This window comes from Streptomyces diastatochromogenes (assembly GCF_002242805.1).
In the GTDB taxonomy this organism is placed as follows: domain Bacteria; phylum Actinomycetota; class Actinomycetes; order Streptomycetales; family Streptomycetaceae; genus Streptomyces; species Streptomyces diastatochromogenes.
On record NZ_MCGQ01000029.1, the window covers coordinates 123643 to 138958 of the forward strand.

General features: G+C 71.2%; 9 protein-coding genes. 4 read left to right on the forward strand and 5 right to left on the reverse strand.

What is annotated here, in order from left to right:
- Positions 1 to 23: 23 nt before the first annotated feature.
- Positions 24 to 2786 carry a tetratricopeptide repeat protein gene (locus BEK98_RS30600; RefSeq protein WP_094219951.1) on the reverse strand — a complete coding sequence of 921 codons (2763 nt, stop codon included), beginning with the start codon at positions 2784 to 2786 and terminating at the stop codon, positions 24 to 26.
- Positions 2787 to 2979: 193 nt separating this feature from the next.
- Here BEK98_RS30600 and BEK98_RS30605 point away from each other — a divergent pair, with 193 nt between their 5' ends.
- Together BEK98_RS30605 and BEK98_RS30610 are read left to right on the forward strand one after the other, a co-directional pair.
- Positions 2980 to 3189 carry a hypothetical protein gene (locus BEK98_RS30605; protein WP_094219952.1) on the forward strand — a complete coding sequence of 70 codons (210 nt, stop codon included), beginning with the start codon at positions 2980 to 2982 and terminating at the stop codon, positions 3187 to 3189.
- Positions 3190 to 3355: 166 nt separating this feature from the next.
- Positions 3356 to 4411 (forward strand): LacI family DNA-binding transcriptional regulator, encoded by a 1056-nt coding sequence (locus tag BEK98_RS30610; RefSeq protein WP_094219953.1) that lies wholly within the window; start codon positions 3356 to 3358, stop codon positions 4409 to 4411.
- Between the two features lie 42 nt (positions 4412 to 4453).
- Here BEK98_RS30610 and BEK98_RS30615 read toward each other — a convergent pair whose 3' ends face one another.
- Positions 4454 to 6022 (reverse strand): carboxylesterase/lipase family protein, encoded by a 1569-nt coding sequence (locus BEK98_RS30615; RefSeq protein WP_208643275.1) that lies wholly within the window; start codon positions 6020 to 6022, stop codon positions 4454 to 4456.
- A gap of 270 nt (positions 6023 to 6292) precedes the next feature.
- On the opposite strand from BEK98_RS30615, the gene BEK98_RS30620 reads away from it, so the two are divergent.
- Positions 6293 to 7678, forward strand: coding sequence for a cytochrome P450 (locus BEK98_RS30620; protein WP_167444296.1), 1386 nt, complete (start codon positions 6293 to 6295; stop codon positions 7676 to 7678).
- A 73-nt stretch (positions 7679 to 7751) separates the two neighbouring features.
- Here the strand turns inward: BEK98_RS30620 and BEK98_RS30625 are convergent, their stop codons facing one another.
- From BEK98_RS30625 to BEK98_RS30635, 3 genes are read right to left on the reverse strand one after another with little or no spacing between them, the layout of a single operon-like run.
- Complete coding sequence (locus BEK98_RS30625) at positions 7752 to 8996, reverse strand: alginate lyase family protein (RefSeq protein WP_094219955.1); 1245 nt, start codon at positions 8994 to 8996, stop codon at positions 7752 to 7754.
- Positions 8997 to 9024: 28 nt separating this feature from the next.
- Complete coding sequence (locus BEK98_RS30630) at positions 9025 to 12138, reverse strand: alginate lyase family protein (protein ID WP_094219956.1); 3114 nt, start codon at positions 12136 to 12138, stop codon at positions 9025 to 9027.
- Complete coding sequence (locus BEK98_RS30635) at positions 12135 to 13652, reverse strand: glycosyl hydrolase family 28 protein (RefSeq protein ID WP_094219957.1); 1518 nt, start codon at positions 13650 to 13652, stop codon at positions 12135 to 12137. Before BEK98_RS30635 ends, BEK98_RS30630 begins: the two co-directional genes overlap by 4 nt.
- 317 nt (positions 13653 to 13969) lie before the next feature.
- Between BEK98_RS30635 and BEK98_RS30640 the strand changes: the two genes are divergently transcribed.
- On the forward strand, positions 13970 to 15304 hold the full coding sequence (locus BEK98_RS30640) for an ABC transporter substrate-binding protein (protein ID WP_094219958.1): 1335 nt from the start codon (positions 13970 to 13972) through the stop codon (positions 15302 to 15304).
- Positions 15305 to 15316 lie beyond the last annotated feature (12 nt).

Consider the following 15316-nt stretch of genomic DNA (forward strand, 5'->3'; position numbering starts at 1 on the left):
AACTCCCGCTTGGGCGGGCTCTGTCAGCGCTCGTCCTGCTCGTCCTGCTCGTCCTGCTCGATCGACCGTACGCGCCGGATCTCCATCCAGCCCTTGACCGCGTGCAGTCCCAGTGACGGATCGTGCTCCGGTCGGCTCGGCAGCCAGGGCAGGGCCGGTTCACCGTCCGCGTCCAACCCGTGCACCATGAGGCTGCCCGCGCGCTCCGGCATGCCCGCGGCCTCCCACGTCTGGGCGAGTTCCCCCACGGCGGACGGTTCTCCCGCGTCCACCGCCACCCGGCACAGCCGTTCGGCCTCGGAGACGTGACCGGCCTCGCGTCGCATGCGGGCGAGCGACACCAACGCCGGGGCGTGACCGCCCTCGGCGGCTTGCTCGTAGAGGTGCTCCGCCTCGTCCAGATCGCCGAACTCCCACTGCCGCTGCGCCAGCCACGCCATGGCGTGCATGTCTCCCTCCTCGGCCGCCGCCCGCAGGATCGCCTCTCCCGCTCCGGCGCCATCCGTCGCCTCGGCGTGGTCCGCGAGCACGGCCAGGCCCTGCTGCCGGCCCATGTACTCCCAGAACGACAGGTTCACCATCCGTGCCGGGCTCAGGCCGCCCAGAGCCGCGGCATTCCGGGCCATGCGTTCCCCCTCCGCCGGGTCGACGCTCCTCACGAGCTGAGCCATCATCCCCAGGACGAAGAAGTCGCCCAGCTCGGCCCCCTGATACGCCGCCGCGACGGCACCGGGCACGTCGTCTTCGTTCACCAGCCGCATACGGGCCAGTTCGAACGCGGCAGCGTGGTCCCCGGCGGCGATGGCCCTGCGGAAGTACCGCTCCGCCGCGCCCAGTTCTCCGGCGAGCATGCGACGGCGGCCCAGGAAGGTCAGCGCCGCGGCCCAGCCGAGTTCGGCCGCGGCCCTGGCCAGCCGCTCCACTTCGCCGTCGCTGCCGGCGAGTTCCTTGCCTTCCGCGACGAACAGCAGGGCCTCCGGATGGCCGGTCCCGATGATCTCCGGAACAAGCCGTCGCGCCGCCTCGTCATCGCCGTCCTCCTCATACCAGCTGACGAGATCGAGCAGTGCGGTGGCGTCACCCGCGTCATGCCCCTTCCACATCAGCTCGACGGCCTCCTCCCTGCATCCGCGGGTCTCCCGCAGGCTCGCCATCTCGGCCCACGCGCGGGCGTGCCCACGCTCGGCCGCCCGCCGGAAGAGGGTGTCGGCGACGGCGTACCGTCCTCTGCGGCGGGCGGAGTTCGCCAGCTCGTACAGGTCGGCGGCGTCGGCCGCGAACCGCTCGGCCGCCTCCCAGAAGGGCGCGCCGGGACAGACGTAGGACCTCGCGAGGCGACCGTACTGGTCGAGGTAGTCGGCCAGCCTCCGCTGCCCCGGCCGCGCGCCCATCCCGCCGGCCGCGGCCACCTCGCCCAAGGGCGCCACGACCCCCTTGATCCGATGCCGCCCGTGGTCCAGCGCCCCGGCGAACCAGTCGGCTCCGGCTCCGGCCCGCTGTGTCTCGTTGAGATACGCCGGGGCGGCCGCCTCCAGGAGGCCGTCCGGGAGTGCGGGGCCGTGGCCCAGGCGCCGCGCGTCCATCGCCGCCGTGAGAACCGCCTTGCCATAGCAGGCCGGTGAGGCGTCGGCGGCCTCGTAGTACTCGACGAGCTGCGGTCCGGCCGCCAGCGTCTGGGTGAGGGTGCCGTCCCGGCTCGCGAGGCTCGCCACGGCCAGGGAGGGATCGCGCGTACCGCTGATGTCCCGCAGGGCATCGGGTGAGAAGGCCGCCGGAACCCGGCAGCCGATCGCCTGCGTGAGCAGGGCCCGCGCCTGCGGGTGCGGGTCCTTGCCGGGGGCGTCGGGCTGGGCGGTCAGCGCACGGTGGTGCTCACGCCACATGGTCATCAGCACGACGATCGGCTGGGGCCGCTCCAGAAGTCGGCGCAGCTGCGCGGCGACCTCCTCGCCCCGCTCCCGGGCGAGGAAGTTCTGCCCTTCGTCCAGCCACAGCACGGTCCCTGGACGTGCCAGGCCGGCGTCGAGCAGGCCGAGCAGGCTGCCGGAGTCCTTCGGGAAGACCAGGTCCCAGTCCGGCAGGCAGCCGCGTACCGCCTCGTACGCGGTCCGTGTCTTGCCGGTGCAGGACTCGCCCAGGATGAGCACGAGGGCCGGATCCGGCCCGAGCGCCGCCTGCCGCAGCCGGTGTCGCAGGTGTCGGTCGTGGTCGCGCGGAACGTAGGTGGGCAGGACGAAGTCGGTCACAGAGGTGGGCAGTACGAAGTCCGCCGCCGCGCCGGTCGTGCCGCCGGGGGCACCCACGATGCCGGGGACGGCGGGGTGCACTCCGAGGCTGCCGGGATGCCAGTCGGCGACGGGCCGGGGCAGGTCCGGCAGCGCGGCGCGGCGGGATTCCGCGTCGTACCGTTCCACGGCTCGGGCGGCCTGCGCACTCTGCACCGCCAGCCCCGTGGCGTGGTTCCGTGCGCCCGCCAGCTCTGTATAGCGCTCACGCCACCAGGCCGGTTGCAGCAGTTCCTGGTCGACGCCAGGAATCGCTTCCTCCAGCCGGCTCGCCTGTTCGCGCAACTTCCGGACCACGCCGAGCAGATGCTCGACATCGTTCGGCATCCGGTCGCCGTCCAGCCATGCGCTGACCGTCGACTTGGACCTCACCCCGGCGGCTCGTGCCAGCACGGACAGGCTCGGGCTCCCGCCCAGCCGGACCCGGTGCAACTCCCCGAGCCGGCGCAGCCCTGCCCGGAAGGACTCCTCCGCGCTCCCCTCGCGCGTTCCGTTCGCCACCCGCTCCCCCAGCGTTCGACCGTCCAGCGGACGGCACTGGACGCCCCTGAAGTCTATGGCGCTGAACAGGCACTTCACGGGCCCGCCGTCCAAGGTGCGCAGACGGTCGCGGAACGCCCCGCTGGACGGACACCTTCATGCCTGCCGCCGCACGCGGCTTCCGTACCCGCCCACCCTCGATCCGGGAGTGCCCATGGCCGTCGTCGTCTGGTCCGCCGAGTTCCTCACCCCGTTCGGCACGCTGTTCCTCGTCATGTTCCTGCTGCTGTTCGCCGGTGTGATCGTCCCGGCCGTCTGGTCCCACCACCGGCACCGGCGCAACGCCGCCCACCGCGTCCTCGTCCTCCTGCTGCACTCCGCGCGGGACGTACTGGCCGCGCTGCGCAGGGCACTGACCCGTTGAACTCCCGGCAGACGAGAGTCGGTTGGGCGGGGCGCGGCCCGGTACGGCACGGGCCGCCGCTCCGGCCCCTCCCCACTGCTAGCCTCCGAACGGGAACCGGTTGCCGTCATGTTGCCGCAGTTCCCGTGGGGGCGGGCCACCCTGCCCGGGGAGGGACGAGGCGGGCATGACGAGGAAGAGCGAGGACGCCGGGCGCAGCACCATCCGGGACGTGGCGGCGCGGGCCGGGGTGTCCGCGTCGACGGTGTCGCGGGTGCTGGGCGGCGTGTATCCGGTGAGCGCGGCCACGCGGACGCGGGTGCTGCGGGCGGTCCGCGAGATGGACTACGTGGCCGACGCGCGCGCCAAGGCGATCGCCGGGGCGGGGACGCCGACGCTGGCGTTCGTGCTGGAGGACATCACGGGGCCGTCGTTCGCGCACATGGCGCAGGGTGTGGAGCGTGAGGCGGCCCGGCTCGGCCACCTGTGCCTGGTGTGCAGCACGGACGGGGACGTGCGGCACGAGCTGGAGTTCATCGAGATGATGCGCGCCCAGCGGGCGGCCGCGGTGATCCTCGTCGGGGGCACCGCGGACACCCCCGAGTACCGCGAGCGCACGCGCCGTATCGCCGACTCGCTGGCCTCGGCGGGCTCCCGGCTCGTGCTGTGCGGGCGGCCGCCGCTCGGCCCGGGGGCGCCGGTGACGGTGATCGAGTACGACAACGAGGGCGGCGCCTACGCCCTGGTGGCCCATGTGCTGACCCAGGGCCACCGGCGCGTGCTGTTCCTGGGCGGCAGACCGGACCACACCACGGCCCAGGGCCGCGAGCGCGGCTACCTCGCCGCCCACCGCGCGCGGGGCCTGGACCCGGACCCGGAACTGCTCCTCCACGGCGACTTCACCCGCGACTCCGGCCACCGCCTCATGCGTCAGGCGCTGGAGCGCGGGCTGGAGTTCACGGCCGTGGTGGCCGCCACCGACATGGTCGCCGCGGGCGCGCTGACCGCGCTGCACGAGGCCGGCCTGGACGTGCCGGGGGACGTGTCGCTGGCCGGGTACGACGACATACCGTTCGCCCGCGACCTGCACCCGGCGCTGACGACGGTGCATGTGCCGTACGAGGAGCTGGGCCGGCTGGCGGTGCGCACCGCGCTGGGCCACACCGCCGACACGGCCGACGAGCATCTGCTGCTGGGCACGCATGTGGTGGTGCGGGGGTCGGTGGCGGCGGTGGGTGACTGAAGACTGTCTACGATCTTCGGTCGACCGGCGACCGGCGACCGTTCAGCGGCGCCGCGCCCCCACCGAGCGGCGCAGGCGTCGTACCGCTGAGGCGAGTTCGGCTCCAGGGGCCCGGGCGTCGGAGGCGGGGGTCGGATCCGGGACCGTGGGGGCCGTCGACCAGAGGTCGAGTTCCGGATCCCGTGGACCGTATGCGGTATGCGGGACACCCTCGTCGAAGATCCGTACCGGATGGGAGGCGTCCCAGGCCTGCCAGCCCGGATCCCCGGTCGCGGCGAACCGTACCCAGGCCGCGTGCATCGTGGTGCACAGCTCCGGCGGGGCTCCCTCGCCTGCCAGCCTGGCGGACTCCGGGACGTCGCCGGTGTCGAAGACGAACCCCAGCTCCAGGGCGTGGCAGGCGGCGAGGCCGGGGAGGCGGGACGGCCAGGCGAACTCGTAGAGGTACGAGGTGCCGGGGCGGGCGTCGGCCAGCCGGTGCAGCGGGATGCGCAGCAGGTGGTCGGTGACCATCTGGCCGACGATCTCGGCGATGCCGGCGTCGGGGTGCAGGGTGCGGTAACCGCGCGGGACCTCGTGGCCGACGTGACAGCGGGCCATGGCGCCGGCCAGGGCGACCGGGCCGAGCCGGTCGACGCGCTCCAGGAGTCCGCCGGGCACCAGCCACAGCCGGTACTCGTCCCGGGTCCAGCCCAGGAGCAGGTCCACGCCCTGGGCGGCCTCACCGTCGATGAGGGCCTGGAGCGGGTCGCGGGGTACGAGGTCACCGTCGACGACGATGCCGAAGGAGGGGCCGCCCAGGACGGGGCTGCTGAGCCGTCCCACCTCGGCCTGGGTGCGCAGCAGCAGGTCGCGGTCGACGGTGGCGAAGGCCTCGGCGGTGGCGGGGATCCTCAGCCGGGTGGCCATGCGGCGCACCATGCGCCTTACCTTGTCGCGTTCCGAGACTTCCGGCGGCCCGCTCTGCAGGACCGCCCGGCGTATCAGGCCCTGGGTCTGGGGTGCGGCGATCAGGGCGCCGGCGCTGATGGCTCCGGCCGACTGTCCGCAGAGGGTCACGTTGCCGGGGTCGCCGCCGAAGGCCGCGATGTTCTGGTGCACCCAGCGCAGGGCGGCGAGCTGGTCGCGCAGGCCGGGGTTGGGCGGTGCGTCCGGGAACAGTCCGTAGCCCTCCACTCCCAGCCGGTAGTTGACCGAGACGCAGACGACTCCGTCACGGGCGAACGTGCGTCCGTCGTACACGGGTACGGCCGAGGATCCCCTGGTCAGGGCTCCGCCGTGCAGCCACACCAGGACCGGGAGCCGGGCGCTCGGGCCCGGCTCGGGGGTCCACACGTTGAGGTTGAGGCAGTCGTCGCCGGGGATGACCGGGTCCGACAGGTACTGGGCGAACGCCTCGGAGTACGGAGGTTTCGGCGCGGTGGGCCCGAAGGCTCCGGCGTCGCGGATCCCGTCCCAGGGCTCGGGCGGCTCGGGCGGCCGGAACCGCCGGGGGCCGAAGGGCGGGGCAGCGTAGGGGATGCCCCGGAACACCGCGATGCCCTGCTCGTACCGACCGCGTACGGCCCCGTGGGGCGTCGTGACCACGGGGCCCGTCTGGTCTGCCGTCATCGCCCACCAGCCCTTCGCCGTGCGCGTGCACCGCTCACATCAGAGCACCACATCGCCCGGATGTATTCCGGTGCACAGACCCCACGCTGGGCCGTTCGGGCGTACGAAGGCCCTGACGGTCGCCGTAGCGACGCCGTCAGGCCAACGTGTCCGGCCTGCCGTGCTCCCCCGCGTGCGCCCGTGCGCGTGGCGGAGTGGCTTTCGGGGTGGTGGGAGCGGGTGATGGTCTTCTCCCGGCCGCGTCCGACACGGGAGAGGGGCCCTTTGACGATGACTGCCGAGCCTGCCACCCCTGACGCCGAACCCCCGGACCGCACCGCGACCCTGGCCGCCGCCCCGGGGGCTCTTCCGCTGCTGGGGCATGCCTGGCAACTGCGTTTCCGTCCCCTGCGGTTCCTCGACTCGCTGTGCGGACAGGCCGATCTGGTCGCCCTGCGGCTGGGTCCGGTCCCGGGATACCTGGTCAACCACCCCAGGCTGGTCCACGAGCTGCTCGTCGTACGGCACCAGGAGTTCACCAAGAGCGGCAGCCCGCTGTGGGAGACCGTGCGCGTCCTCGTGGGCAACGGCCTGGGGACGAGCGAGGGCGAGACGCACCTGCGGCAGCGCCGCACGCTCCAGCCCCTGTTCCATCCGCACCGCATGGAGCACTACGCCCGGATCATGACCGCCGTCGCCGAGGAACGCAGCGCCGCATGGCGGGGCGGCCAACCCCTGCGCGTCGACCGGGAGATGTACCGGATCGCCGCCACCGCGCTGACCCGCTGCCTGTACTCGGTACGCCTGCCCGACGACGCGGTGCACGAGATCACCACGCACCTGCCCGTCGCCTTCGCCGGCGTCGGCAAGCGCGCCGCGCTCCCCGTCGGCTGGCTCCACGCACTGCCCACGCGCGAGAACCGCGCCTACACCACCGCCGTACGCCGCTTACATGCCCTCGTGACGCAGCTCGTCGACGGCCGTCGGCAGGACCCCACCCCCAGCCCCGACCTGCTGACCGCGCTGCTCGCCGCCCGCGACGAGCACACCGGTCAGCCCCTGTCCGAGCAGCAGATCCACGACGAGGTCATGACGCTCCTGCTCGCGGGCACCGACACCACCGCCGCCCTGCTCTCCTGGACCCTGCACCTGCTCGGCGCGCACCCCGACGTCAACCGGCGCCTGAACACCGAACTCCGGCGCGAACTCGGCGACAAGCCCCCCACTCTGGAGGACCTGCCCCGTCTCGGCCTGCTGCGCCGTGTCGTCGCCGAGACCCTGCGCCTGTACCCACCGGCCTGGCTCACCCCCCGCCGTGCCGCGACCGGCGCTCGACTCGGCGGACACCGCATCCCGGAAGGCGCCTACGTCTTCTACAGCCCGTACGCCCTCCACCACGCGCCCGGTCACCATCCCCGCCCCGACCGGTTCGACCCGGACCGCCCCGAGGGGGAGCTGTCCTACACCGGTACCGGCCACGCCTTCCTGCCCTACGGCGCGGGCCCCCACAAGTGCATCGGCAACGCGTTCAGCCTCGCCCAGGTCCACCTGGCCCTCGCCACCATCCTGCCCCGGTGGCGCCTGCGCCCGGAGCCGTCGTACACCGTCCGCCCGCGTGCCTTCACCACCCTCTCTCCGGGCCCGCTGCCGATGCGCGCCGAACAGCGCGCGCGGTGAGAGCCCGTCGTCCGGCCCCCGCACGGGGCGGGAGCGCGGACCACGGGACGGGCGTCCTGGGATGGAGGACCCCCTACTTGGCGTACATGAGGGTGCCGAAGCCGAGCTGGTCAAAGCCGCCCGAAGTGGAGCCGTAGTCGCCGCCTCCGCCCTCGGGGGCCACCGAGAAGCACATCTGGGCGATGTACTGGTCGTCGAGGTAGAGGCGCCGGTTGTAGTGGTAGTGGAGCATCGCCCACACCGGGCGGACCTGGCCGCGGGAGGCCGTGGAGATGGCGGTCTGGGACTGCTGGGCGCAGTTCTGGCCGCTGCCCCAGGTGTAGGTGGTGTACGGGACGTCCTGGCCGAGGTTGTACTTGGCCACGTACTGGGCGGCCTTCATGAAGCGGCGGTTGTCGTAGGAGTACAGATCGTCGCCCTGGTTCCAGGCCATCTCGCAGAGGGCGCCCATCTGGCCCATGCCCATGATGCTGTGGGCCTGGTCGCGGCCGGACTCCTGCCACTGGCCGAGGGCGTATCCGGCGGAGTCGGTGTACAGGTAGGGCACGGCGTGCCCGATAAAACCATTGCCGGCACCGGACTTGAAGTAGGTGACGGCCTGGTCGTACTTGGCGGCGTTGTCGGTGAGGATGCCGATGGCCATGATCGAGGCCATGTTGCACAGGTCCCAGTTGGCCCAGTAGTTGGTGATGCAGGCGTCGTTGTGGCCGGTCAGGAACTGGTTGTTGAGCGGGTAGAAGACGCTGACCATCATGTTCTGGAAGGCGGCGAGGTCGAAGCCGGCGTGGCCGCGGACGAGTTCGGCGGCGTTGGCGAGCTGCCAGCCGTAGATCCCGGCGGCGAGGAAGCGGTCGGCGTTGCCGGTGACGGTGGTGAGGGTGGACGCCCAGGCGTTGAGGATCCGTACGGCGCAGTCGCCGTGCGCGGAGGTGCCGGCCACGTTCCAGCGCAGGGCGTTCTGGTAGGCGGCGGCGATGTCGTTGTAGAGGATGCCGTAGTTCTCGCCGGTGCCGCCGCGGACGATCGTGGCCTGGGGGTTGGGCGTCCAGGTGGACTGGGCGTGGGAGTTGGCGGTGAGTTTGTTCCAGCCGGACAGCCAGGGGTCGGTGCCGGCGGCGACCCTGACCTTGGCCCGGTTGATGTCGCCCCAGTTGTGCAGCATGCCGGGGTGGGTGAAGCTCGCCGGTGCCGCGTCCGCCGTGGGGGCGGCGGACGCGGAGCCGACGGCGAGGGCTGCGGCGAGTCCGCCGGTGGTCTTCAGCAGACTGCGGCGGCTCAACTCGTCGGTGTGGGGGTGGTGTTGCTCGCGGCGGCTCATCGCGATGGTTCTCCTTCGTGGGGGAAGGTCAGGTGGGCGTGATGCTCACCTCTTCGAATTGCGCGGTGGCGAGGGCCTGTGGGGTGCGGGAGCACACCACGAGGCCCACGTAGTAGGGGGCGTCACCGAAGGACGGGATCGCGCCGGTGGAAAGAGGGGTCCAGGTGGCACCTTCGTCGGTGGAGACGGCTGCGGCGAAGACGGTCCCGGTGCGCTTCAGCCGCAGCAGCAGGGGGAGCTGGACGGGGGTGGTGCCGGAGAAGGCGGAGGCTCCGGCGACGGTGGGCCGCAGCATGAGCTGGGCGCTGCCGCCGCCGGTGACGATCAGGCCGGCCGCCTGGTCGAACGGCGACAGCGACTTGGCCATGAGCAACCCGACCCGATCGGCACCGGCCCCGGAGCGGGAGACGAGCCGTACGGTGATCTCGGCGTCCCCGGTGACGGGCTGGCGCACGAACTGCGCTGTCATTCCTTGCGAGTTGACATTGAGGTCACTGCCCGCGCCGCGCACGGTGAAGGTGCCGTCGGCGTAGGCGGCGTCGCCCGGGGTGAGCACGGCGACCACACCGAGCGTCCCGAAGGCCCGACGGTCGCTGACCACGTCACCGAGGTCACCACTGCTCCAGGGCGCGGGTAGAGCCGAGGCGGCCGACTCGGTCTCTGGTGCACTGACGGTGACGCTGGGCATCACGGCACGCACGGGCGTCGAACGGGGTCCGTTTCCCGCGCAGTTGGTCTTGGTGACGGCGTAGCGGTACGCCGTTCCGGGGTCGCCGCTCGTGTCGGTGTACCGGACGCGGGTGCCGAAGCCGACCGCGCCGACGCCGGTGGCGAGGGTGATGTAGGGGCCGTGGGTCCAGAGCGAGCGCAGGACGGTGTAGCGGGCGGTGGGGTCGGGGTCGGTCCAGGCCAGGTCGACTCCGGCGGCGTCCGTGGTGGCGCGCAGGTCGGTGACGGTGCGGGCGGGGCGGGGGACGCGATAGACGGAGCGCTCGCCCGAGGTCACGCTGACGTTGTCGAAGGCGCCGGTGCCGGTCTCGGCGTACTCCTCGTCGACGCCGAGGCAGGAGGTGAGGACGAGACCGGCGTATGCGATGTGCGGCAGATCGCATACCGTCGACCCCACCTCGGTCCATCGCATACCGTCTGCCGAGATCGCCCCGCTGCAGCGGTCGCCCGCGCGGGTCACCCGCACCCAGTAGGGCGCCCGCATGCGGTATCCGTCACCGGCTCCCTCGACGTACGGAGCCTCCAGCGGGGTCGCCGACTCGGGCAGCGCCCCCAGGTCGGAGATCGGAAAGGCCGCCCCGGTGGTGATCGTCTGCTGCTGGCCGGGCGGCACGGGTGTGCTGCCGGTCGCCGACACCTCCCCGCCGTCCCGCGGGCGTACGGTCCACACCCCGCTCCAGGTGTGCAGCGGCAGGCCCTGGATCAGCATGGAGGCGTGCGCCGCCGCCGGGTCGGTGCCGGCGCGCAGGGTGACGCCGATCTTGGAGTATTGCGAGCTGAGCGGCCACACGATCCGCGCGGTGACGGTGCCGTCGCCGTGCAGCGGGAGGTGGACCAGGCGGTACGAGTCGGCGGTGCCGCTCGCCTCCAGCACGAACCGCTCGCCGTCGAAGTGCGCCGCCCCCGGGAGCCGTACGGCCCCGATGTCCTGGGTGGACCAAGGGGCGGGCAGCCCGGCGGTGGCCGAGACGACGGCCGAAGTGCCGCTCGCGCCCATGGAGTTGGTCGCGCCGACCGTGTAGTAGTACGTCCGCCCGGTCCGCACGCCGGCGTCGCGGTACGTCGGCTCGGTGAGCCCGGAGGCGATCTCCTCGTACGGCCCCTGCGGGTGCTCGGCGCGCCGTACGCGGTAGTCGGTGGCTCCGGCGGAGGGGAGCCAGGACACGGTGACCGCGTGGTCGTCGCCTGCGGCGGTGATCCCGGCCGGTGCCGGGGGCGCGCTCGGTGCGGGGGCGGTGGCGCCGGCGTAGGCGAAGGTGCCCCAGCTGGGCAGGTCGTCGTTGCTGCCCTCGACGATCCGGGCACCCGAGGGCCCGCGGAAGACGGCGGCCTCGGTCCAGGGGGCGTCCAGGCCGCGGACGCCCGCGTAGTGGGCGTAGTACATCTCGTAGACCGGTGGCAGGGTGCCGCGTCCGGTCGCCGAGACGGTCTTCTTGATGTACTTGCCGGTGCGGTCGAGGTCGGGGGTGAAGGGGACGTCGCCGCCGAGGTTGTAGCGGGCGGCGTACTCGGCGCCCGCGAGGATGCGGCGGCCGTCGTGGCCCCACAGGTCGACGCCCTGGTTCCAGGCGGTCTGGGCGATGTCGCCCATGAGGCCTACGGCGAGCTGTTCGTGGCCCTGGTCGCGGCCGGACTCCTGGCCCTGACCGGCGTCGGTGACGATGCGGTGGCGGACGCTGCCGTTGCCGGCGCCGGCCGCCGCGTAGCGGAGGGCGTCCTCGAACAGGGTGGGTTCCTCGCAGAACACGCCGATGGCCAGGATGGTCTGGACGGCGGTGAGGTCCCAGTTGCCGTTGGCGTAGAGCATGTAGCCGGAGACGGCCGGATACCAGACGTCGAGGAAGGAGCGTGCGCAGCGGGCGATGTCGGCGTCCGTCCAGCCGTCGTAGCCGGTGTGCCTCAGCAGTTCGGCCGCGTTGGCGAACTTGAAGGCCTGCAGGCCCGCGCCGAGGGGTCCGTCGGCGCCGGTGATGATCTGCAGGGAGGCCGACCAGGCGTTGAGGATGTCCCGGGCCTTGTCTGCGTGTGCGCTCTCGCCGGTGACGGCCCACAGCAGGGCGTTCTGGTAGGCGGCGGCCGAGTCGGCGACGGCCTGGTTCATGTAGTTCGACGGGCCCCGGCCCCAGGTGGTGATCTGGCCGGTGTTCTGGATGCTGTATGCGGTCTGCGAACGGGGATGGGCGGCGAGAGCGAGGTAGCCGTCGTACACGGGCGACTGCCGACTGTCGACCGCCGACCGCATACGGGTGAGATCGTCGGCTGTATGCAGGATGCCGGGGTGGACGAACCGTCGCGCCCGGTCCTCCCCGTCCGTCGCCGCCCGGGCCGCGGGCAGGAAGAGCGTGTTCGCGCCCGCCGCGAGCAGCACCGCCCCCGACGTCCTCAGCAGGCCCCGTCGGCTGATCGGGCTCACTGAGCGGCCGCCTCGGCGGTGGTGAGGAAGCGCAGGTTCAGCACGTGTTCGTTGGCGAACCACTGGATGGCGTCGGTGGTCTGGTACCACTTCGGCTTCTGCATCGAGTCCGCGATGACCTTGCCGTTGATCACCAGGTTCTCGAAGGTGACGTTCTTGATCGCGTGGTCGGCGTCGTAGCCAAGGAGGAGTGACGGGTTGGCGTGGGTGCCGGTGTAGGTGAGGTTCTTGACGTACACGTCCTCGATGCCGCGGCCGACCGAGGTGTTGTACTTGGTGTTGTACATGACCCGCAGGTGGATGACCTGGCCCCAGCGGAAGTCCTCGATCCGTACGTCCTCGATGCGGACGTTCTTGATGAGGTTGGAGTCGCCCGGGTTGAGGGCGATGCAGCCCTGGTAGCCCATCTGGGGTTCGCGGTGGTCGAGGATGTCGACGTTCCTGATGACCAGGTTCTCGATGGTCTCGGGGGCGTCGGTGTTGCCGTGGGTGCCGACGTTGACGGGGTGGGCGACGTCGGCCCACAGGGTGCAGTTCTGGATGGTGATGTCGCGGGTGTCGCCGTAGTAGTTCCAGCGGTGGGCGTAGATGGCGAAGCAGTCGTCGGAGTTGCGCATGAAGCAGCCGTCGAAGAGGACGCCGGTGGAGGAGAAGACGTCGAAGCCGTCGCCGTTGCCCTTGGAGCTGAACGAACGGGCCTTTCTGACATGGATGTTGTGGCTCTCGCCGAAGGTGCCCGCGTAGCCGGCCGGGTTGAGGATGATGACGTCCTCGATCCGGATGTTGCTGCTGCCCTCGCAGAGGATGGCGCCGCCGGGGTTGGCGTACAGGATGCCGTGGCCCTTCAGGCAGGCCTTCTCGACGTTCTTGAAGTAGACCTGGGCGGTCAGGACCGCTCCCCCGGCCAGGTAGACGGTCTTGCCGCTGGGCACGGTGAGGACGCCGCCGGTGACGGTGTGCACGCCGGGGCCGAAGTAGAGGACGTCGGGGTCGTCGGCGGAGGGTGCCTGATGCTCGACATGGTTGGTGATGACGTGCAGACAGTCGAAGATCTCGTCGTTGATCTGGACGACGACGTCCTTGGGCTCGTCGAGGGTGAACCGCAGGGTGTCGCCGAGGAGTTCGGGTGCGATGCCGAGCGCGTCCGGTCTCACCCGGGCCTTGGTGGTGCCGCCCTTGAGGTAGGTGACCTCGACTTCGACGGCGCCGTGGAAGTCGAAGTACACCATCGAGGTGTTGTAGACCTTGCCGGAGCCGGTGCTGGGGTTGATCTCCTCCAGCTGGGGCCGCCAGATGTCCAGGGTCTGCCAGTCGCCGTCGGGGGCGCTGCGCACCCGCACCTTGAAGCCGGTGTTGGTCGGCATGGTGGCCGGGCGGGGATAAGTGACCAGTTTGGGCGGGGAGTTGTCGTCGTCGGCCCGGGCGGCCGGGGCCGTCAGGCCTGACATGCCGACGGCGAGCGCGGTGGCGCCCGCCGCCTGGAGGGCGGTGCGGCGGGACAGGGACGGGTTCATGAGCAACTCCTGTGGAGAGCGAGAACGCAACTGGACAGCGAGAGCGGCAACCGCGGGGAGCAACCGGTTGCTATGACGATGAGGGGAGCGTCATCCCGTACAGAAGGGACGTCAAGAGGGGTGACGGACTTTCGAAAACCGTTCGGCGGCAACCGGTTGCTCATGCGCACCGGTTGCTACGGATGGACCGTTCGACCGGCCGTACGCGAAAGATTCGGCTTCATACCCCTTGCTGGGAGCCGCTCGACCATCCTACTGTCCCGTGGAAACCGGTTTCTAAATCACTGGAGCGCCAACTTCCGAAGGAACACGGTCAGATGAACTCCACCAGCCCCCGGAGAAGGTTCCTCAGCGCCGCCGTCGCGGGCCTCGCACTGACAGGTCTGCTCTCCGCCTGCGGCGGATCCGGTTCCGGCGACTCCGCATCGGCCGACGGCCCGGTCACCCTGCCCTTCTGGGGCTGGGCGAACGGCCAGGACGCCGTGGTCGAGGCGTTCAACGCCGCTCACAAGGACGTCAAGCTCAAGTACACGAAGGTCACCGACCAGCTGACCATGCAGAAGCAGCTGACCAACGCGGTGAAGGCGGGCAACGCCCCCTGTCTGGTGCAGAACACCGCCGAGTACGTGACCAGTTGGGTCTCCCAGGGCGCCCTCGCCGACATCACCTCGTATGTGCGCCCGGCCCAGGACAAGTTCAACTCCGGCTCCTGGGCGGCCGCGCAGGTGCAGGGGCGGCTGTACGGCGTCCCCACCAGCTCGGCCCCGAACTTCACGATCTACCGCACCGACCTCTTCACCAAGTACGGCGTCAAACCCCCCACCACCTGGGACGAGTTCATCGCGGCCGGCAAGGTGCTGAAGAAGCACGGCATCAAGATCACCAACTACGCCGGTGAGGACCCCAGCACGCTGGAGGTGCTCGCCATGCAGGTCGGCGCCCACTGGTACGGCATCGACGGCAACTCCTGGAAGGTGGACTTCCAGGACCCGGGCACCCTGAAGGCCGCCAAGGTCATCCAGGAGATCATCGACAACGACCTCAACTCCAGGCTGTCGTTCGCCGATTACGCGGCCGTCCAGCGCAATTACGACAACGGCGGCACCGCCACCCGCCAGATCTCCACCTGGCAGATGGCCGGCATGGTGCAGAACTTCACCAAGTCCTTCGGCAAGTGGGCGCTCGCCCCCTGGCCGGCCTACACCGGCGAGGCCGCGAAGACCCCGGCCGGCACCAACCTGACCGGAAGCGTCACGCTGGTCACCAAGCAGTGCACGCACCAGAAGCAGGCCGCCGAGGCCGCGTTGTGGATGTCCACCGACGCCGGCGCGGTGAAGACGATGGCGAGCCCGACGACCGGCAACGGTGTGATGCCGGCACTGAAGAACAGCGCCACCTACGTCGACGAGGCTATCTCCGCCAAGCTGCTGGGCCCCCACTACGAGCCCGCCAAGAAGGTCGTCACCGACAGCCTGAACACGGTCACCACGGACTGGACATTCGGCCCTGACTGGACCGCCATGTTCACCGAGCTGCAGAGCGGCTGGGCGAAGGTCGTCAGCAAGCAGCAGAAGGTCACCGACCTGCTCGCGCACATGCAGCAGTGGACGGTCAAGGACCTGAAGTCCCGCGGCATCAGCGTCAAGGGCTGAGGCGAGAGGCCG

Coding starts and splice junctions, on each gene's coding strand:
- BEK98_RS30635 (WP_094219957.1), bottom strand. CDS start 13,652: ATGAACCCGTCCCTGTCCCGCCGCACCGCCCTCCAGGCGGCGGGCGCC.
- BEK98_RS30640 (WP_094219958.1), top strand. CDS start 13,970: ATGAACTCCACCAGCCCCCGGAGAAGGTTCCTCAGCGCCGCCGTCGCG.
- BEK98_RS30620 (WP_167444296.1), top strand. CDS start 6,293: ATGACTGCCGAGCCTGCCACCCCTGACGCCGAACCCCCGGACCGCACC.
- BEK98_RS30605 (WP_094219952.1), top strand. CDS start 2,980: ATGGCCGTCGTCGTCTGGTCCGCCGAGTTCCTCACCCCGTTCGGCACG.
- BEK98_RS30610 (WP_094219953.1), top strand. CDS start 3,356: ATGACGAGGAAGAGCGAGGACGCCGGGCGCAGCACCATCCGGGACGTG.
- BEK98_RS30615 (WP_208643275.1), bottom strand. CDS start 6,022: ATGACGGCAGACCAGACGGGCCCCGTGGTCACGACGCCCCACGGGGCC.
- BEK98_RS30625 (WP_094219955.1), bottom strand. CDS start 8,996: ATGAGCCGCCGCGAGCAACACCACCCCCACACCGACGAGTTGAGCCGC.